Source organism: Bradyrhizobium acaciae (assembly GCF_020889785.1).
Lineage (GTDB): Bacteria > Pseudomonadota > Alphaproteobacteria > Rhizobiales > Xanthobacteraceae > Bradyrhizobium > Bradyrhizobium acaciae.
Window position 1 is genome coordinate 1 of sequence record NZ_JACMYK010000130.1, and the last position, 20,082, is coordinate 20,082.

Here is a 20,082-nt window from a genome sequence, read left to right on the forward strand (position 1 = left end):
CCTTCGCCCGCGGCCTGCGGGGCCTGACCGTCGTCCGGCCTGGCCCCCTCGGGCGCCTCGCTCGGCCGCGCCATGCGCTTGCCCCGGTGAGCGGAATGTCCTTCGGGATTCAAGCCGTCGGCGTCGGGCTTCGCCCCTTCCTGCGGAGCGGCACCCTGATTCTGCCGTCGGGCGGGACGCTCGGACGGCTGCTCCGGCGACTGGTTCGCCTCCTGGCGGCCTTCCCTGCCCTTGGCGCCCTTCGGCTGATCCTTGGCCTGGTAGCGCGGGTCGTTGGCACCGTTCGAAATCAGGTAGGACGCAAGGATGCCGGCCATGTCGCTCGACGTCGTGTAGTGCTGGCGCAGGAAGCCGGGCAGCGAACCGGCTGGTACCGTCTTCAGGAGGCCGCGCGGGCTCTTGTGGCAGGCCGTGCAGGTGCTGCCGAAGATCTGGGAGGGGCTTTTGCCGGCCTCGAGGTTCTGCGCTTGCGCTGATACGGCTGAGAGGCAGCCAATCAGAAGCGTTACCGTCGCCAGACTGAGGGCTCGGCTCAACATTCCTTAAGTCTCCAGATTCCGGAAAAATCGCCGCCTGCGCTCATGGATCGGCTGCGGCGGTCACCTTTTATCCGATTATCGCGCGAATGGAAGCGCGCGCGTGACGCATCCACGCAATTGTCACATTTTGGAATATCGGCTTTGACCACAACGCAATAGCGCGATCCAATTCCCTGCCTATCTTTGAATTGGGGACACATTGGGGTGATCAGCTCCGGTGGTGTCAGTGTGCAGCTTGCCGTTCCGTTGGTGTTTCGATGGACCGATTGTTGCGATTTTTCTTGGGGCGCTTCATCCGCCGCGGGTCGATCACGTTCACGACCGCGAGCGGCGCCCAATTCAGCTGCGGCGACGGCACTGGCACGCCGGTCGCCGCCCGTTTCATGACCAGGGCAGCTGAAGTCCGCGTTCTGGTCGATCCGGAACTTTATCTCGGCGAAGCCTTCATGGACGGCACGTTCGTGGTGGAGCGAGGCACCATCGCCGATGTGCTGGCGGTCCTGATGGGCCAGGCGGCCATGCTACCGAACTTTGCCAGGATGCAGGCCTGGGTGCGGTTCCTTGGACGGCGTGCCCAGCAGATCAATGTGCGTGGCCGCTCCAGGAGCAATGTCGCCCGCCATTACGATCTCGACGGCCGCCTCTATTCCCTCTTCCTCGATGCCGACAAGCAATACAGCTGTGCCTATTTCGAAGCGCCTGACGCGACGCTGGACGACGCCCAGCTCGCCAAGAAGCGCCACCTCGCCGCAAAACTCCTGATCAAGCCCGGCCACCGCATCCTCGACATCGGTTCCGGCTGGGGCGGGCTCGGTCTCTATCTTGCCGAGATGGGCGGCGCCGACGTCACCGGCGTCACGCTGTCGACCGAGCAGCTGCAGATTTCCAACGCCCGGGCGGCGGAACGAAGCCTGGCGGATTCCGCGCGTTTCCTGATGCAGGATTACCGCGACATCCCCGGCCCGTTCGACCGTATCGTTTCGGTCGGCATGTTCGAGCACGTCGGGGTCGCCTACTACGAAACCTTCTTCAAGCGCTGCGCCGAGCTCCTGAGCGATGACGGTGTCATGGTGCTGCATTCGATCGGCCGCTCGACCGGTCCCGACGTCACCAGCCCCTGGATCCGGAAGTACATCTTCCCCGGCGGCTATATTCCGGCGCTCTCCGAGGTCATGCCGGCAATCGAGAAGGCTGGACTGCTGATCTGCGACATGGAGATCCTTCGGCTGCACTATGCCGAGACGCTGAAGGCATGGCGCGAGCGCTTCATGGCGCGACGCGAGGAGGCGGTGCGGCTGTACGACGAGGCGTTTGCCCGGATGTGGGAATTCTACCTGGCGGCATCGGAGATGTCGTTCCGGGTGCAGAACATGATGAACTTCCAGCTCCAGCTCACCAAGCGCCAGGGCGTCGTCCCGATCACCCGCGACTACATCGGGCATGAGGAAGCCCGGCTGCGGCTCAAGGAAGCCGGCGCGGCCAAGCCCCGGCTGCAACTCGCCGGCGAGTAAATCTGAAACAACGGGTGCCGCTAGTTGCGCAGGCTGTAGGCCGATCCGCAATGGGCGAAAGTCGGTGCCGGACGCGCCAGATGGGCCACGGCGGCCGAGACCAGCCTTGCATCGCAGGGAGTATTCCGGACCTCCGGACGCGCCGTCTGCTCCATGGCATCGACGAGCGCCGCCAGCCAGCGGCGGTCCATGCCGCCTGCCTGGCCAAGCCTCAATCGCACCGTCTGAAACTCTTGAGCCATCGTCGCCGTATCTTCCCTGAGCGAAGACAACCCGGAATCCGCCAGGTCGTTCCCGCGAACCTGGCGCAAAGAAAATGCGGCAGGTGTGATCTGCTTCACAGAGGTCTGTTCCGGGCTGTCGTAGTGGTCCGGAATGACCCGAGAAACGCACCAGACGATGTTGGACCCGCAACGCGATATCGCGACCGACTACGCCCTGATCGCCACTGGCGTGGTGGCCGCCTTGATCGCGCTGGCTTTCCTGGTCCTGGTCTGAGGACCCGACGCCAACAGTCGCCTCATCTCTCCATGGGTTCGCCGGTCCTGAAAAAGGTTCAGGCGGCATCCGATTTTTACCAACGACATTGCTGATCGGCCGGACCCTGCCCGGTTTCTGACAAGACCCAGTCAAGCGGAATGCATCCGGCTGTCCGGGATTCACACATCGCGTTGTGTGAATCGTGCATAAGAAACATCCGTCCTTTCGCTTCGTGCCGGGCTGGCGCTTGATCGCCGCCCCACATCCGAAAATCGCAGTAACGACGAAATCAGAAGAATAAGCTCGTCCATGGCCTTGATTGATTCGAACGTCCACAAGCTCGCGCCCGACGCCGCCGCCTCCGCGGCCTATCGGAGTGCGCCGCACAACATCGAAGCGGAACAGGGCCTGCTGGGCGCGATCCTGGTCAACAACGACGCCTTCTATCGCGTCTCCGACTTCCTGGAGCCGAAGCACTTCTTCGAAACCATCCATCAGCAGATCTATGAAACCGCCGGAAGCCTGATCCGGATGGGCAAGGTCGCGAACCCCGTGACCCTGAAGACGTTCCTGCCGGCCGAGCTCGACATCGGCGGCATGACGGTCGGCCAATACCTCGCGCGGCTCGCCGCCGAAGCGACCACGATCATCAACGCGCAGGATTACGGACGTACCGTTTACGATCTCAGCCTGCGCCGCAACCTGATCCAGATCGGCGAGGAGATCGTCAACGTCGCCTATGACGCGCCGGTCGACTTCGCCCCGCGCGCGCAGATCGAGGATGCCGAGCGACAGCTCTACAGTCTTGCCGAAACCGGCCGCTATGACGGCGGCTTCCAGCGCTTCTCGCAGGCGCTGACGATTGCCGTCGACATGGCGGCGAAGGCGTTCCAGCGCGACGGCAAACTGTCCGGCATCTCGACCGGCCTGCGCGATCTCGATGCCCGGATGGGCGGCCTGCAACCGTCCGACCTGATCGTGCTCGCCGGCCGTCCCGGCATGGGCAAGACGTCGCTCGCCACCAATATCGCCTACAACATCGCCAAGGCCTATGTGCCCGAGGTCCAGGCAGACGGCACCACCAAGGCGGTCAACGGCGGCTGCGTCGGCTTCTTCTCCTGCGAAATGAGCGGCGAACAGCTCGCCACCCGCATTCTCGCCGAACGCACCGGCATTCCCTCGAGCTCGATCCGCCGCGGCGGGATCTCGGAGCTCGATTTCGAGAAGATCCGCGACTGTTCGATCGAGCTGCAATCGCTGCCCTTCTATGTCGACGAAACCGGTGGTCTCTCGATCTCGCAGCTCACCGCCCGTGCCCGCCGCCTCAAGCGGCAGAAGGGCCTCGATCTGATCGTGATCGACTACATCCAGCTGCTGCAGGGGTCGGGCAAGAAGGGCAACGACAACCGCGTCCAGGAAATCACCGAGATCACCACCAATCTGAAGGCGCTGGCGAAGGAATTGAACGTCCCGGTCATCGCGCTGTCGCAGCTGTCGCGTCAGGTCGAAAACCGCGACGACAAGCGTCCTCAGCTCTCCGACCTGCGTGAATCCGGCTCGATCGAGCAGGACGCCGACGTGGTGATGTTCGTGTATCGCGAGGAATACTACCTGGCGAACAAGGAGCCGCGGCCGGGCACGCCCGAGCACGAGAAATGGCAGATGGAGCTGGAACTCGCCCATGGCAAAGCCGAAGTCATCATCGGCAAGCAGCGCCACGGCCCGACCGGCACCGTCGAATTGCACTTCGAGGCCAGCGTGACGAGGTTCGGCGACCTCGCACCCGACGGTCAGATTCCGGATCACTCCCATTGATTCCGCGGCGCGGTTGAACGGCAGGAGCCCCGCGCGTACAACGGGGGCATGAACATCGTGACCGACGCGAAATCGCAGCTGACGCCCGAAGCCAATCTGCTGGCGGCCCATCCGGCCGCCACCGGCATCCTGACCATCGACCTCGACGCCATCATCGCCAACTGGCGCAAGCTCGAGAAGACCGCAGTGCCCGCCGAATGCGCCGCCGTGGTCAAGGCCAACGCCTATGGCTGCGGCGCCGAGCAGGTGTCGCGGGCACTGGCCAAGGCGGGCTGCAAGACCTTCTTCGTCGCAACCGTCGAGGAGGCCGCCGTGGTGCGCGCGGCCGTGCCCGACGCGACAGTGTATTCGCTCGGCGGCTTCTTCCAGCAGACCGGCGAGGCCTACGCCAGGATCGACTGCAAGCCTGTGATCGGCGATCTCAATGAACTCGCCGAGTGGGACGTGTTCTGCCGCCGCTCCGGCTGGTCCGGCGGCGCCGCCATCCATATCGATACCGGCATGAACCGGCTCGGACTCACGGTCAGCGAGGCGCAAGGCATCATCCCGCGGATCAATGCCGGCGACCACGGCATCACGCTTGTGATGAGCCACCTCGCTTCCGCCGAACTCTTGAACAATCCCGCCAACGCCAAGCAGCTGGCGAGCTTCCGCGAGATCGCGAGCCTGTTCACAGGCGTGCCGGCGTCGCTGGCGAACTCCTCCGGCGTGTTCCTCGGCGCCCAATTCCAGTTCGAGATGGTGCGGCCGGGCTGCGCGCTCTACGGCGTCAATCCGACGCCGGAGGCCGACAACCCGATGCAGCAGGTGGTCGACCTCAAGGCGCGCATCGTGCAGATCCGCAACATCGATCGCGGCGAGACCGTCGGCTATGGCGGCACCTGGACCGCACGCCGGCCGACCCGGCTTGCGATCGTCTCCGCCGGCTATGCCGACGGCTATTTCCGCGCCGCCAGCGCCAATGACGGCACCCGCGGCGCCGAGGTCGTGGTCGCCGGCAAGCGCTGCCCGATCGCCGGCCGCGTCTCGATGGATCTGATCGCGGTCGATATTACCGATCTCGACAAGAACGCCGTGCGGCGCGGCCACATGGTGACGCTGATCGGCGAAGGCATCACGGTCGACGAGGTCGCGCATCATTTCGGCACCATCGGCTATGAGGTGCTGACCAGCCTCGGCCGCCGCTTCGTGCGCATCTACAAGGGCGGCGACGCCGTCGCCGCGACGAGCGGCGCCGCTGTCGAGAACCGCGAGCCGACCGCCGCGCAAGCAGCGCCTCCCGCCATGCCGACGGCAGCGCCCCCGGCACCGCCACCATTGCCGTCGGTCTGATGACGTGACTGGTCGCGCGTGCCCATGAAGATCGCGACCTTCAACATCAACAACGTCAACCGCCGGCTGCCGAACCTGTTGCGCTGGCTGAAATCGGCCAAGCCCGATGTCGTGAGTTTGCAGGAGCTCAAGGCAAGCGACGCCGAGTTTCCCGCTGCTGCGATCGCGAAGGCCGGCTACGGCGCGGTGTGGCAGGGACAGAAGACCTGGAACGGCGTCGCCATCCTCGCGCGCAAGGCCGAGCCCGTGCTGATCCGCACCGCCCTGCCCGGCGACGCCATCGATCACGAGGCGCGCTACATCGAGGCCGCGGTACGCGGCATCGTCGTCACCAGTCTCTATCTGCCGAACGGCAATCCGCAGCCCGGGCCGAAATTCGACTACAAGCTGGCCTGGTTCAAGCGGCTGCGCGCCCACGCCGCCAAGCTGCTCAAGCAGAACGTCCCGGTGGTGCTCGCCGGCGACTACAATGTCGCGCCGACGCCCTTCGACATCTATCCGACCCGCTCGTGGGACAAGGATGCGCTGATCCAGCCGAAGAGCCGCGCCGCGTTCAAGGCGCTGGTCAATCAGGGCTGGTGCGATGCGATCCGCACGCTGCATCCCGACCAGCCGATGTTCACCTTCTGGGACTACATGCGCAACCGCTGGCCGCGCGATGCGGGCCTCCGGCTCGATCATCTCCTGCTCAGCCCCGACCTGGCAGCGCGGCTCGCGAAAGCCGGCGTCGACCGCGACATCCGCGGCGAGGAAGGCGCGAGTGACCACGCACCGGCCTGGGTGGTGTTGAAGTGATCATATTTGCATGTCGCGCTCGAGCCATAGTGGCACTGTCGTCCCGGCGAAGGCCGGGGCCCCACAGGGTGGCCTTGTTGAAAACAGCCTGTGGTCCCAGCATCGTTCAACAATCAGAACTCGTGGCAATGGGTCCGGGCCTTCGCCGGGACGACACCGTGTTTGTTGCACGGCCCGCGGGTCAGACATCCCGCACTTTCGCGATATGATTTGTCCGGCTCCCGCCGTTCGTTCCGCCCTCTCCGCCAAGGCGGGGGCTTGCGCCGTCGGGCAACTCGGAGGTAATGGGCGATCACACCTCACCGGAGCCGACAGGTGGGCTTCCTCTTCGTCCTCATCGTCGGCCTGGTCGCCGGCACCATTTCAGGCATCGTCGGCACCGGCTCGTCGATCATGCTGATGCCGGTGCTGGTCTATCAGTACGGCCCGAAACAGGCGGTACCGATCATGGCGGTCGCCGCCGTGATGGCCAATCTCTCGCGCATCCTGGCCTGGTGGCGCGAGGTCGACTGGCGCGCCTGCATCGCCTACTCGATCACGGGCATTCCAGCCGCAGCGTTCGGCGCGCGCACCCTGCTCGCGCTGCCCTCGCGCGCGGTCGATATCGCGATCGGTGTATTCCTGATCGCAATGGTGCCGGTGCGGCATTGGCTGGCGCAGCACAAATTGAAAGCCAATCTCTGGCACCTGATGATCGGCGGCGCTGTCATCGGCTATCTCACCGGCATCGTGGCCTCGACCGGGCCGCTCAGCGTGCCGCTGTTTTTATTCTACGGCCTCAGCAAGGGCGCGTTCCTCGCCACCGAGGCGGCAAGCTCACTCGGGCTGTATGTCAGCAAGTCGGTGACGTTCGAGCGCTTCGGCGCGCTGACGCCAGATATCGCGCTGAAGGGCCTGATCGCCGGCGCTTCGCTGATGGCCGGCGCCTTCATCGCAAAGCGCTTCGTGCTGCAGCTGAAGCCGGAATCGTTTCGCCTGATCATGGACGGCATCATGCTGGCTGCGGGCACGGCGCTGCTGTGGTCGGCAATGGCGCAGTAGACTCGCAGGCATGTCGTAATTCTACGGGGTCTTTGCGCGCCTGGACGTTGTACCCCGAAAGAGCTTCATTGAGGCGCCCGGTTCCCGGTGTTATCCGGATTGCCTCCATCCGGCGACTGCGTTTATGACGATCTCATTACTTGCACTCGATCGTTTGCGGACAAGCACTTTGCTCTAGCAGGCATCACGGGATTGATCGACGACCCGGATGCGAATCCCGATGAGTCAGGCAGCACAAGGGGCGCAATGGTGCGCGCACCTCTGCGTCTGATGTCGGCCCGACGGATTCGGGATCGCAAGTCGAAGCATTAGGACCAGCGGGTTGTACGAACCCGTGACAGACGAGGAAGGCAGACGCGCGATGCGCAAGATGATGATCACGACTGCGGTGGCGGTGACGTTCGCTGTTGCCGGCTCGGCCTTGGGGCCGACAGCAAAGCCCGACGTCGCGCAGTTCGGAGACAGCGTTTACGAAACGATCTGGGTCTGGCGCGTTCCGGCCTACGCCAACAATCCGTCGTGGCGCGTTCGCTGGAGTTGGAGCGATCCGCTGCGGGCGCAGGCAAGATGCTGCCGGGCTTTGCCGACGGGCTCGGTGCTGCGCGCGAATCCGCCGCTGCTGCTGTCGGGTCGAGACATCCGCGTCTAGACGCGGCGGCCGAGAGCAACATCCGGTTCCAGGCGCCGAAGAGCATTTGATTCAAATTCTCGTTGTAGTTGAACTTACTTTTTATCCTTAACCAGAAACCCGATCTTTAATTTACATCCACAAGGTGTGGTTTACCTTGTCTCCGCGAACACAGCGGATTCAGGGACAACAACAAGATGCGTCAGCTAAGCCTCACCCTGTCGCTGGCCTTCCTTCTGGCAGCACAAGGCTTCAGCGTCGCCGCGGACGATACGAAACCAGGCCGATCGGCTGTCGCCACTGACCGCGTCACATGCTCCCTGCGGCCGAAGCCTGAGGAACCGTCCGATCCGTCGTCGACCTCGGCGATACCTCACGCCGAAAAGTTCGCCGCGCGGGAACATTTCAAGGAAGACATCGCGTCGCGCGCCGCGGTGAAGATTTCCTGGCTCGGTGCGACCTTCGCGCAACGCTTCACCAACAAGGTCGAAGACGACGCCGGCGGCGCGTCGTTGCAGACCTTCGTCCTGAGTGCGGCCGCAAGCGACAAGGAGATCCTGGCCAAGCTGGGTCAGAGCCACGAGAGCCGGTTGGCCGACGTCTGGTGCGCGTTGATGCAGCAACCCAACGGCAACGGCGGGCCGCTGGAGATCAACGCCAGGCCGAATGTGTTTTACGTCCGCGATATCGCTGGAGAGCTTGGTGCCGTCGACGTACTCTGGGGCGGCGTCGGCTGGGAGATCGGCGCAAGCCCGGTCGGAGACAAGCCGCGATGGCCGGCCGGAACAAGGGTGTTCTCCCGCTGACTGCCATCCGCCGGAGCCACGCGAAATGAGATCATTCGAACTCTCACTGTTCGCCGACTACTTCCAGTTCTACATCCAGGATGAACCTGCATCGGGCGACCTGTCCGCTGCCTGGACGGAGGAAACGACCGATCGATTGCTCGCGATCGCGCCCGGGACGGTCGGGATCCGCACCGTGCGGAACATGGACGTGCCGGTCGTGGTGCAGCTTCTCGGGCGCGAGCCGGACGATGATTCCGCTGACTGGGATCACGTGGTCGAAGCAAGCCTCGACGTCGCATCCGGACGCATCGTGATCGCCGGTTGCACGGACTATTTCCCTGACGCCATGCGCATCGAGACCGCACCGGGGACCTATCGGGTGCGTGCATCCTACGGCGCGCTCGACACGCTGTCGGAGAATGGCCTTGAGGGCGACGATCACTACAGGCTGCAGCTATGGCCGGCCGCCGCGATCCCAGTTCGCGTCCTGAAGCAGCGATCGGTATCGGCCTCCTGAAGCCGGCCTCGACCGAACATGGCTGGGCGCGGCGTCCCCGCCGGGCGTTGCCACCTCCTGATCCGTGCTATTGAGGGGCTGCGGAATCGAGTTCCTTCATGGCCAAATCCACCCTCTCCTTCGTCTGCCAGAACTGCGGCGCGGCGTATAATCGCTGGCAGGGAAAGTGCGATTCCTGCGGCGAGTGGAACACGCTGGCCGAGGAAGACACCACGGGCTCGGTGCCGGTCTCGATCCGCAGCAAGCGCAAGGGACGCACGTTTGCGCTGGAATCGCTGTCCGGCAAGACCCAGGACGCGCCGCGGCTGTCGTCGGGCATGACCGAGCTCGACCGCGTCACCGGCGGCGGCTTCGTCCGCGGCTCGGTGCTCTTGGTCGGCGGCGATCCCGGCATCGGAAAATCCACGCTGCTGACCCAGGCAACCTCCATGATGGCGCGCGCCGGCCACCGCGCGGTCTATATCTCCGGCGAAGAGGCGGTCGCTCAGGTGCGGCTGCGCGCCGAGCGGCTCGGGCTCGCCGACGCGCCGGTGCAGCTCGCCTCGGAAACCTCGGTCGAGGACATCGTCTCGACGCTGTCGGAAGGCGCGGTGCCGCGGCTGATCGTGATCGATTCGATCCAGACCATGTGGACCGACACGGTGGAGTCGGCGCCCGGCACCGTGACCCAGGTCCGCGCCTCCGCGCAGGCCCTCATTCGCTTCGCCAAGAAGACCGGGGCAACGATCATCCTGGTCGGCCATGTGACCAAGGACGGCCAGATCGCCGGCCCCCGCGTGGTCGAGCACATGGTCGATGCGGTGCTGTCGTTCGAGGGCGAAGGCTCGCAGCAGTTCCGCATCCTGCGCTCGGCCAAGAACCGGTTTGGCGCGACCGACGAGATCGGCGTGTTCGAGATGACCGGGCTCGGGCTGCGCGAAGTCACCAACCCCTCCGAATTGTTCCTCTCGGAACGCGAGCTCGGCAGCCCCGGCACGGCCGTGTTCGCCGGCATCGAGGGCACCCGCCCGGTGCTGGTCGAATTGCAGGCGCTGGTGGCGCCGACCTCACTCGGCACGCCGCGCCGCGCCGTGGTCGGCTGGGACCCGAGCCGGCTGTCGATGGTGCTGGCGGTGCTCGAGGCGCATTGCGGCGTCAAATTGTCCGGACATGACGTCTATCTCAATGTCGCGGGCGGCCTGCGCATCCAGGAACCGGCCGCGGACCTCGCCGCGGCGGCTGCGCTGGTGTCCTCGCTGGTGAATGCGCCCTTGCCGACGGACGCAGTCTATTTCGGCGAGATTTCGCTGTCCGGCGCGATCCGCCCGGTGGCGCAGACCCCGGCCCGGCTGAAGGAGGCCCTGAAGCTCGGCTTCGGCCGCGCCATCCTGCCCGAATCGGCCCGCGGCGACGGCGGTGGCGATGCGGGGCTCGCACTCAACAGCGTCGGCAATCTGACTACCCTGGTCGCCGAAATCGCCGCGCGCGGGACGCCGCGAGGTGGCCGGGCTGCGCCACGGAACGACGAAGGTACGCCAAGAGGCGACCCGAGCGGCTCCGGAGACGCTGATACGGCTGGGAAAAATGCCACACCGGCCCGATTCCGTCGCGAGACCGGCTAAAGCGGGCGTGACGTATCTGCCCCTCGTCGCTATACATCCGCCGCGCGGGACAGGTGGCGCTCCGGCCTTGCCGGATGCCCCCGATGCGCCTCAGTTAGGACGGCACCGACTTTGCCGATTCGCGAGAGCTCTTAACCAGCGTAAGCCCTTAACAGCGTACCGAAACGTACCAGCGGACCTGACCAGCCGATGCCCATAACGATACTCGATCTCGTCCTGCTCGGCGTGATGCTGATCTCGGGCCTGCTTGCCATGGTGCGTGGCTTCATGCGCGAGATCCTGTCGATCGCGGCCTGGGGCGCCGCCGCGCTGGTCACGCTGTATGCTTTCTCGAAGCTGCTGCCGACCGCCAAAACTTACTTCAATAACGACACGGTCGCGGCCGTGGTCGTGGTGGCCGGCGTCTTCATCGGCACGCTGATCGTGGTCTCGATCATCACGGTGCGGATCTCGGACATGATCCTGGACTCCCGGATCGGCGCGCTCGACCGCACCCTGGGCTTCCTGTTCGGGCTGGCCCGCGGCCTCCTGATCGTGGTCGTGGCGTTCATGTTCTTCACCTGGCTGGTTCCGGACAAGCAGCGGCCCGATTGGGTGACGGGGGCGAAGTCCCGGGTGGTGCTGCAGGGAACCGGGGATTGGCTGATGTCGCTCTTGCCTGACGACCCCGAGAACACCATCTTAAAGAAGTTCAAGAAGAATAAGCCGGACGACGATTCTGCGGCTGATACCAATGATCAGGCGACGCCGGCGTCGGGCGATGGCTACAGCAAACCTGCGCGTGACAGCTTGAAAAAGCTGATCGAGAAACCCGCGGGCCGATAACTTATTTGGTTTGGGCCCCTCACGAGAGGCGATGAACGAGATGCAAACCCCTTCCGATCACGCCGACCAACTGAATCTCGACCTCGGCCCGATCGAATTGCAGGAACATCCTCGACAGGACCATCTCCGGGACGACGACCTCAGATACCACCCCGATCTCGACGGCGATACGCTCCGCGAGGAATGCGGCGTGTTCGGCGTCTTCGGCCACCCCGAGGCCGCTGCGATCACCGCACTCGGGCTGCACGCCCTGCAACACCGCGGCCAGGAAGCCGCCGGCATCGTCTCCTTCGACGGCGGCCGCTTCCACAGTGAACGCCGCCTCGGCCTGGTCGGCGACGCCTTCTCCCGCCGTGAGGTGATCGATCGCCTGCCCGGCAATGCCGCGGTCGGCCACGTCCGCTATTCCACGACCGGCGGCACCATCTTGCGCAACGTGCAGCCGCTGTTCGCCGAGCTCAGCGCCGGCGGCTTTGCGGTCGGCCACAACGGCAACCTGACCAACGGCCTGACCTTGCGCCGCGAGCTGGTCAAGGGCGGCGCCATGATGCAGTCGACCACCGACACCGAGGTGATCCTGCATCTCGTCGCACAGTCGAAGCGCACCCGCTTCATCGACCGTTTCATCGAGGCGCTGCGCACCATTGAGGGCGCCTATGCGCTGGTCGCACTGACCAACAAGAAGCTGGTCGGCGCGCGCGACCCGCTCGGCATCCGCCCGCTGGTGCTCGGCGATCTCGACGGCCGTCCGATCCTGACCTCGGAGACCTGCGCGCTCGACATGATCGGCGCGAAATATGTCCGCGACATCGAGCCCGGCGAGATCATCGTGTTCGACGAGAAGGGCGCGCACAGCCACAAGCCGTTCCCGCCGAAGCCGGCCCGGCCCTGCATCTTCGAATACATCTATTTCGCGCGGCCGGATTCGATCGTCGGCGGCCGCTCGGTGTACGACGTGCGCAAGGCGTTCGGCGCCCAGCTCGCGCGCGAGAGCCATCCCGAGGTCGACGTCGTGGTGCCGGTGCCGGATTCCGGCGTGCCCGCCGCGGTCGGCTACAGCCAGTATTCCGGCGTGCCGTTCGAGCTCGGCATCATCCGCAACCACTATGTCGGCCGCACCTTCATCCAGCCGACCCAGACCGTGCGCGAGCTCGGCGTGCGCATGAAGCATTCGGCCAACCGCGCTGCGATCGAGGGCAAGCGGATCATCCTGATCGACGACTCGCTGGTGCGCGGCACCACCTCGAAGAAGATCGTGCGCATGATGCGCGACGCCGGCGCCCGCGAGGTGCACTTCCGGCTTGCCTCGCCGCCGATCCTCTATCCCGACTATTACGGCATCGACCTTCCCGATCGTGGCGGCCTGCTCGCCGCGACCCATTCGCTCGAGGAGATGCGCGACATCATCGGCGCCGACTCGCTCGCCTTCCTGTCGATCGACGGCATGTACCGCGCGATGGGCTATGAGGGCCGCGACCCGACAAATCCGAGGTTCGCCGACCACTGCTTCACCGGCGCCTATCCGACCCATCTGACGGACCAGAGCGAAACCGAGCCCGCGCCGCGCCAGCTCTCGCTGCTGGCGGAAGCGAGCTAGCCACTTCCTCGCTGTCGTCCCTGCCGAGTGCGCGGTTGCGCACGGAGCAGGGACCCAACCACCGGCCTATGTGGCTGGGGCAGCATTAGACACGAACGCTTTCTTCCATTATCGCCGTCACGGCGTATGGGTCCCTGCTTTCGCAGGGACGACGATTTGTTAGAGTCCCTTCCATGACAAAGCCCCTCGCCTCCCGGATTGCCCTCGTGACCGGCGCCTCGCGCGGGATCGGCTATGCGACATCGGTCGCGCTGGCCAAAGCCGGCGCGCATGTCGTCGCGGTGGCCCGCACGCAAGGCGGGCTGGAAGAGCTCGACGACGAGATCAGGAAGGCCGGCGGCAGCGCCACGCTGGTGCCGCTCTCGCTCACCGATTACGACGGCATCGCACGGCTCGGGCTCGCGCTGCATGAGCGCCACGGCAAGCTCGACATCCTCGTCGGCAATGCCGGCACCGCCGGCCCCTCGTCGCCGCTCGGTCACATCGAGCTGAAGCCGTGGAACGACGTGTTCGCGATCAACGTCACCGCCAATTTCCAGCTGATCCGATGCATGGACCCGCTGCTGCGCCAGTCCGACGCCGGCCGCGCGGTGTTCGTGACGTCGGGCGTGGCGCACAAGGCCAGCGCCTATCTCGGCCCCTACGCGGCCTCGAAGGCCGCGCTCGACGCACTGGTGCGCTCCTGGGCCAACGAGACCGCCAACACCGCGCTGCGCGTCAACCTGTTCAGCCCAGGCCCGATCCGCACCCGGATGCGTGCGCAGGTGTTTCCCGGCGAAGACCCGATGACCTTGGATACGCCGGACATGGCCGCCGAATTCATCGTGCCGATGTGTGCGCCTGAATGGACCGAAACCGGCAAGCTCTACGACTACAAGGCGCGCACGCTGCGGACGTTCCAGCCGCCAGTGTAGGCGCCTCCCCGTCATTGCGAGCGAAGCGAAGCAATCCATTTCTCAGCACGTGCGGAGGCATGGATTGCTTCGTCGCTACCGCTCCTCGCAATGACGGCGGGACGGATTGACTCGACCCCCGCCCCGCGATTGACTGCCCTCCGCAGCGGCACGGCCGCCAAGAAGAATCTCGGGAGCATCATGACGCCGACGTTCAATCGCGCGCGCTCCATTCTGTCCGGATTGTTTCTTTCCCTCTGTATCGCATCGTCCCCCTTCGTTGCGCCTTCGCCCGCCAAGGCCGGTGACGTCCCGACCTTCGCGGTCGATCCGTCCTGGCCGAAACAGCTTCCCAACAACTGGATCCTCGGCCAGATCGGCGGCATCACCGTCGACTGGCAGGGGCACATCTGGGTGGTCCACCGGCCGCGATCGCTGACCGATGGCGAGAAGGCAGCGAGCCTCACTCCGCCGCGGGCAAAGTGCTGCGTGGCCGCGCCGCCGGTGCTGGAGTTCGACGTCGACGGCAATCTGCTGCGATCCTGGGGCGGCCCCGGCGACGGCTATCAATGGGTCGGCCGCGAGCACGGCATCGAGGTCGACGAACGCGGCTTCGTCTGGATCGGCGGCAATGCCGATGACGACAGCGAAATCCTGAAGTTCTCGCTCGACGGCAAATATCTCGGCCAGATCGGCAAGATCGCAGCCCGCACCAACAGCAACGACCCCACCCAGCTCGGCCGGCCGCGGGAATCGCGATCGACAAGGCGGCCAACGAGCTGTACGTCGCCGACGGTTACGGCAACCGCCGCGTCATCGTGTTCGACGCCACCACGCTAGCCTACAAGCGGCACTGGGGCGGCTACGGCAAATTGCCCACCGACGACAAGCAGCCGCCCTACGATCCGAGCGCCGCGGTGCAGGAGCAGTTCGGCAATCCCGTGCATTGCATCAAGATCGCCAATGACGGGCTGGTCTATGTCTGCGATCGCAGCCAGGACCGCATCCAGGTGTTCCAGAAGAACGGCACTTTCGTGCGGGAATGGTTTTACGAGAAGAACACCCGCGGTGACGGCGCGGTGTTCGATCTCGCGCTGTGGCCCGATCCGAAGCAGACCTATCTGCTCAACGCCGACGGCGCCAACAACGAGATCCGTGTCATCAAGCGCGATGACGGCTCTGTCGTCGGCAGCTTCGGCCACCGCGGCCGCAATGCCGGACAGTTCGCCCTGCTGCACGTCATGGCGGTCGACCAGAAGGGCAACGTCTATACCGGCGAGGTCGACGGCAAGCGGATCCAGAAGTTCAAGCTGACCTCGGACGCGCTGAAGTGAGGATGACGGCGGGATGACGCTTCGACGCAGTTCATCCGGCTTTATGCGGATTGCCGCTTCCACCCGGAAAGGGTAAGCGGGAACTCGAACGACCGGCACAAGGCTCCACAAGAGGGCCGCCCGGATAAATCACAGTGGAGGGAATGTCTGATGACGACGACGCTCGCGCGGCGCCACGCCGTGCTACTCGCTTGCGCTGCACTCGGCCTCGCAACGCCTGCCTTTGCCCAAGACAAGAACGTCAAGATCGGTGTGCTGAACGACATGTCGGGCCTCTATGCCGACATCGGCGGCCCGAACTCGGTGGCCGCGGCCAACATGGCGGTGGAAGACTCCGGGCTTCGCGCCAAGGGCTGGAAGATCGAGGTGGTCAGCGGCGATCATCAGAACAAGCCCGACGTCGGCGTCAACATCGCGCGCAACTGGGTCGACAACGAGAAGGTCGACATCATCACCGATACGCCGAACTCCGGCGTTGCACTCGCCGTGAGCAACCTCGCCAAGGAGAAGAACTCGATCGTGCTCAACTCCGGTGCTGCGACCGCCGATCTCACCGGCAAGGCCTGCAACGCCAACACGATCTCCTACACGTTCGACACCTACATGCTGGCCAACGGCACCGGCAAGGCGCTGACCAAGGCCGGTGGCGACAGCTGGTTCTTCCTCACCGCCGACTACGCCTTCGGCCATGCGCTGGAGCGCGACACCGCGGCGGTCGTCACCGCGAATGGCGGCAAGGTGCTCGGCGGCGTCAAGCACCCGCTCAACACCGCCGACTTCTCCTCGTTCCTGCTGCAGGCGCAGGCCTCCAAGGCCAAGATCATCGGCCTCGCCAATGCCGGCGGCGACACCACCAACGCGATCAAGCAGGCGTCCGAATTCGGTATCACCGCGGGCGGGCAGAAGCTCGCGGCGCTGTTGCTGTTCGTCAACGACGTGCACGCACTCGGCCTGAAGATCGCCCAAGGCCTCACCTTCACCGAGTCGTTCTACTGGGACATGAACGACCAGACCCGGGCCTGGTCGAAGCGCTTCCAGAAGGTCTCGCCGAAGGGCTCGATGCCCTCGATGACGGTGGCCGGCGTCTATGCCGGCGTGCTGCATTATTTGAAGGCGCTGGACGCGATGGGCGGCAATCCGCATGACGGCGCCAAGGTCGTCGCCAAGATGAAGGAGATCCCGACCGACGATCCGCTGTTCGGCAAGGGTCCGTTGCGGATCGACGGCCGCCGTATCATCCCGGCCTATCTGTTCGAGGTGAAGAAGCCGGAAGAGTCCAAATATCCCTGGGACTATTACAAGCTGATCGCCACCATCTCTCCGGACGACGCCGCCAAGCCGCTCGAGGCGAGCGAGTGTCCGCTGGTGAAGAAATAAGCGAGCTGCCGTACGCTGCGGCTGGGTTAGGCGAAGCCGTAACCCACCGACCTTCTCACCGCGGAGACAATGGTGGATTACGCCTCGCTAATCCACCCTACGCAGATTTCCTCGCCGCCGTCGCGCGCCAGGCGATGGCGAGCGCGAGCAACAGCAGCGCGCCGGCCAGATAGAACGGCGCGCCAGGCATTTTCAGCGGCACATTGTCGCCGATGAAATACGCAAACGTCAGCGTGAACAGGAACGGGCCGATCAGTTCCGACATGCTCTGCACGCTGGATGTCGCGCCCTGCAACTGGCCCTGCTGGTCGGCGGCGACGAGCTGCGTCGTCAGTGCCTGCGTTGCGGCGCCGGAGATGCCCCACAGCGCCATCACGGGAATGCCGATCCAGAACAGCTGGCCGGTCGGCGCCGCGCCGAAGATCACGAAGCCCAAGGCGCCGCAGACGAGACCGAGGAACAGCGCGTTGCGCTCGCCGAGCAGCTTGACGATCGGGCCGATCGCCGCGCCCTGCACGATCATGCCGCAGAGCCCGACCAGCGCCAGCGTCGCGCCGACCGTGCCGGTGTCCCAGCCGTAGCGATAGGTGGCGTAGAGCACGAACACCGAGGGCAGCACGACATGCGCGAGCTGGCCGAAGAATGTCGCCAGCGACAGGCCGGCCAGCGTCCGGTTCGAAAGCAGGAAACGCAGCGCGCCGATCGGGTTGGCGCTCTTCCATCTGAACGGCGCACGCCGTTCAGGCGGCAGCGATTCCGGCAGGATGAACAGGCCATAGAGCCCGTTGACGAAGCTCAAGCCCGCCGCCGCCCAGAACGGCAGCCGCGGATCGATCTGGCCGAGCAGGCCGCCCAGCGCCGGTCCGAGGATGAAGCCCGCGCCGAAGGCGACGCCGATCTTGCCGAACATCGCGGCGCGCTGCTCCGGCGCGGTGACGTCGGCGATATAGGCGAACACAGTCGAGATGCTCGACGAGGTGATGCCCGAGATCGCCCGCCCGATGAACAGCCAGATCAGGTTCGGCGCCAGCGCCATCAGCACATAGTCGGCAGCAAGGCCGAAATTCGACACCAGCACCACCGGCCGGCGACCGAAGCGATCGGACAGCGCGCCCAGGATCGGCGAGCAGACGAACTGCATCAATGCCCAGATCGAGCCGAACACGCCGAAGATGCGCGCCGCGTTTGCGGTATCGTTGTTGACAAAACCTTCGATCAACTTGGGCAGGATCGGGATGATGATCCCGAGCGCGAGCATGTCGAGCAGCAGTGTGATGAAGATGAAGATCACGGCGCCGCTGCGCGGTTGCGACACAGCAACCGTGTCATTCTCGTTTTGACGCGTTTTCTTCACGCGAACCGGTACCCACTTCGCTCGAAAACGCTATGCCCGCTCATGACGGCCGTTTGCGCTTGTGGGCGAACGGATTGGCCTTCTCACGCAGCGTAATCCGGATCGGCGTGCCCGGCAGATCGAAGGTCTCGCGCAGCGAGTTGATCAGATAGCGCAGATAGGACCTCGGGATCGCGTCGGCGCGCGAGCAGAACAGCACGAAGCTCGGCGGACGCGCCTTCACTTGCGTGATGTAGTTCAGCTTCAGCCGGCGGCCCGAGACGGCCGGCGGCGGGCTGGCCTGGATCGCCTGCTCGAACCAGCGATTGAGCGCCGAGGTCGGCAAGCGCCGGTTCCAGACCGCATAGGCCTCCTGGATCGCCGTCATCAGGCGGTCGATGCCCTCGCCCATCAGGCCGGAGACGGCAACGATCGGCGCACCCTTGACCTGCGGCAGCCAGTGATCGGCATCGATGCGCAGCTGCGAGATCTGATTGGGCTTGCGCTCGACGAGATCCCATTTGTTGACCGCGAGCACAATGGCACGGCCCTCGCGCTCGATCAGGTCGGCGATGCGCAGATCCTGCTCCTCGAACTTGTTCTGCGCGTCCATCATCATCACGACGACTTCGGCAAAGCGCACCGCGCGCAACGCGTCGGCGACCGAGAGCTTTTCCAGCTTCTCCTCGATCCGCGAGCGGCGGCGCAGGCCGGCGGTGTCGAACACGCGAAACTCGCGACCCTGCCAAGTGATCTCGACCGCAATGGAATCGCGCGTGGTGCCGGCCTCGGGGCTGGTCAGCAGCCGCTCCTCGCCGAGCAGATGGTTGATCAGCGTCGACTTGCCGGCGTTGGGCCGGCCGACGATGGCGACACGGATCGGGCGCTGCGCGGCCTCCTCCTCCGAGATGTCCTCGTCGTCCGCGATCTCGTCGTCTTCCTCCGGTGTCTCGGGCACCAGCGCGCTCAGCGCCTCGTGGAGGTCGGCCATGCCCTCGCCGTGCTCGGCCGAGATCTGGACGGGATCGCCGAGGCCGAGCGCGTAGGATTCCATCGCACCGATCTCGCCGTGCCTGCCCTCGGCCTTGTTGGCGACCAGCACCACCGGCTTGTTGGCTTTGCGGGCGAAGTCGGCGAAGGCGCGGTCGGTCGGGGTCAGGCCGACGCGGGCGTCGATCACGAACATCAGCGCGTCGGCGAGCTCGATCGCGGTTTCGGTCTGCTCCTGCATCCGCGCCGTCAGCGAACCCTTGGCGCCCTCATCGAGCCCTGCGGTGTCGATGATGGTGAATTCGAGATCGTAGAGCTTGGCCTGGCCCTCGCGGCGGTCCCGCGTCACACCGGGCTCGTCATCGACCAGCGCCAGCTTCTGGCCCACCAGCCGGTTGAACAGCGTCGACTTTCCGACATTGGGCCGGCCGATAATGGCGATGGTAAAAGACATGGATCATCCAGGCGCCGCGGCGCGGCGCGCGTCTAATGAATTGAAGCAGGAGCCTAGCGGCTAAATCCGCCGCTCGGTAGCGGCGCGGGGAACGCGCCGCCGGATTGTTGCGTGGTCTGGGTCTGCTGGGCCGGCGCCGCAGGCTGCGCCTGCTGGTCGTCGGCGGGCGGCGCCGTGGTGCGGCGGCGGACGATCTTCTTCGGCTTCGGATCCGGCGGCACCGCGGCGGGGG

General features: G+C 65.2%; 16 protein-coding genes and 2 pseudogenes. 14 read left to right on the forward strand and 4 right to left on the reverse strand.

Annotated elements, in window-relative coordinates; all coding sequences use genetic code 11:
* A pseudogene (locus H8A92_RS32250) lies at positions 1 to 539 on the reverse strand (hypothetical protein); the annotation flags it as partial.
* A 257-nt stretch (positions 540 to 796) separates the two neighbouring features.
* Here H8A92_RS32250 and H8A92_RS32255 point away from each other — a divergent pair.
* The gene (locus H8A92_RS32255) at positions 797 to 2,050 is read left to right on the forward strand and encodes an SAM-dependent methyltransferase (protein WP_229199449.1); all 1,254 of its coding nucleotides are present in this window, start codon (positions 797 to 799) and stop codon (positions 2,048 to 2,050) included.
* Between the two features lie 20 nt (positions 2,051 to 2,070).
* Here the strand turns inward: H8A92_RS32255 and H8A92_RS32260 are convergent, their stop codons facing one another.
* Entirely contained in the window at positions 2,071 to 2,391 is a 321-nt protein-coding gene (locus tag H8A92_RS32260; protein WP_229199450.1) for a hypothetical protein, read from the reverse strand.
* A gap of 448 nt (positions 2,392 to 2,839) precedes the next feature.
* Between H8A92_RS32260 and H8A92_RS32265 the strand changes: the two genes are divergently transcribed.
* The 13 genes and pseudogenes from H8A92_RS32265 to H8A92_RS32325 all read left to right on the forward strand — a co-directional run bounded on the left by H8A92_RS32265 (position 2,840) and on the right by H8A92_RS32325 (position 17,073).
* Positions 2,840 to 4,345 (forward strand): replicative DNA helicase, encoded by a 1,506-nt coding sequence (locus H8A92_RS32265; protein ID WP_229184717.1) that lies wholly within the window; start codon positions 2,840 to 2,842, stop codon positions 4,343 to 4,345.
* A gap of 48 nt (positions 4,346 to 4,393) precedes the next feature.
* Complete coding sequence (gene alr / locus H8A92_RS32270; RefSeq protein ID WP_229199451.1) at positions 4,394 to 5,677, forward strand: alanine racemase; 1,284 nt, start codon at positions 4,394 to 4,396, stop codon at positions 5,675 to 5,677.
* Between the two features lie 24 nt (positions 5,678 to 5,701).
* Complete coding sequence (locus H8A92_RS32275; RefSeq protein ID WP_229199452.1) at positions 5,702 to 6,472, forward strand: exodeoxyribonuclease III; 771 nt, start codon at positions 5,702 to 5,704, stop codon at positions 6,470 to 6,472.
* A 315-nt stretch (positions 6,473 to 6,787) separates the two neighbouring features.
* The gene (locus tag H8A92_RS32280; protein ID WP_229199453.1) at positions 6,788 to 7,513 is read left to right on the forward strand and encodes a sulfite exporter TauE/SafE family protein; all 726 of its coding nucleotides are present in this window, start codon (positions 6,788 to 6,790) and stop codon (positions 7,511 to 7,513) included.
* A 361-nt stretch (positions 7,514 to 7,874) separates the two neighbouring features.
* Positions 7,875 to 8,162, forward strand: a complete 288-nt coding sequence (locus H8A92_RS32285; RefSeq protein ID WP_229199454.1) for a hypothetical protein — start codon at positions 7,875 to 7,877, stop codon at positions 8,160 to 8,162.
* Positions 8,163 to 8,338: 176 nt separating this feature from the next.
* Entirely contained in the window at positions 8,339 to 8,947 is a 609-nt protein-coding gene (locus tag H8A92_RS32290; RefSeq protein ID WP_229199455.1) for a hypothetical protein, read from the forward strand.
* A gap of 25 nt (positions 8,948 to 8,972) precedes the next feature.
* Complete coding sequence (locus H8A92_RS32295) at positions 8,973 to 9,446, forward strand: hypothetical protein (protein WP_229199456.1); 474 nt, start codon at positions 8,973 to 8,975, stop codon at positions 9,444 to 9,446.
* 98 nt (positions 9,447 to 9,544) lie between these two features.
* Positions 9,545 to 11,047 carry a DNA repair protein RadA gene (radA, locus tag H8A92_RS32300; RefSeq protein WP_229184721.1) on the forward strand — a complete coding sequence of 501 codons (1,503 nt, stop codon included), beginning with the start codon at positions 9,545 to 9,547 and terminating at the stop codon, positions 11,045 to 11,047.
* Positions 11,048 to 11,236: 189 nt separating this feature from the next.
* Positions 11,237 to 11,872, forward strand: a complete 636-nt coding sequence (locus H8A92_RS32305) for a CvpA family protein (RefSeq protein ID WP_021079832.1) — start codon at positions 11,237 to 11,239, stop codon at positions 11,870 to 11,872.
* 31 nt (positions 11,873 to 11,903) lie between these two features.
* Positions 11,904 to 13,469 (forward strand): amidophosphoribosyltransferase, encoded by a 1,566-nt coding sequence (gene purF / locus H8A92_RS32310; RefSeq protein ID WP_229199457.1) that lies wholly within the window; start codon positions 11,904 to 11,906, stop codon positions 13,467 to 13,469.
* Between the two features lie 173 nt (positions 13,470 to 13,642).
* The gene (locus tag H8A92_RS32315; RefSeq protein WP_229199458.1) at positions 13,643 to 14,383 is read left to right on the forward strand and encodes an SDR family NAD(P)-dependent oxidoreductase; all 741 of its coding nucleotides are present in this window, start codon (positions 13,643 to 13,645) and stop codon (positions 14,381 to 14,383) included.
* A gap of 180 nt (positions 14,384 to 14,563) precedes the next feature.
* Positions 14,564 to 15,696, forward strand: a pseudogene (locus H8A92_RS32320) (NHL repeat-containing protein).
* Positions 15,697 to 15,846: 150 nt separating this feature from the next.
* Positions 15,847 to 17,073 (forward strand): ABC transporter substrate-binding protein, encoded by a 1,227-nt coding sequence (locus H8A92_RS32325; RefSeq protein ID WP_229199459.1) that lies wholly within the window; start codon positions 15,847 to 15,849, stop codon positions 17,071 to 17,073.
* A gap of 97 nt (positions 17,074 to 17,170) precedes the next feature.
* Here H8A92_RS32325 and H8A92_RS32330 read toward each other — a convergent pair whose 3' ends face one another.
* Both H8A92_RS32330 and der read right to left on the reverse strand, forming a co-directional pair.
* Positions 17,171 to 18,388 (reverse strand): MFS transporter, encoded by a 1,218-nt coding sequence (locus tag H8A92_RS32330; protein WP_338026674.1) that lies wholly within the window; start codon positions 18,386 to 18,388, stop codon positions 17,171 to 17,173.
* Positions 18,389 to 18,467: 79 nt separating this feature from the next.
* A complete protein-coding gene (gene der, locus H8A92_RS32335) occupies positions 18,468 to 19,850 on the reverse strand; it encodes a ribosome biogenesis GTPase Der (protein WP_229199460.1) in 1,383 nt (460 codons plus the stop codon).
* Between the last annotated feature and the right edge of the window lie 232 nt (positions 19,851 to 20,082).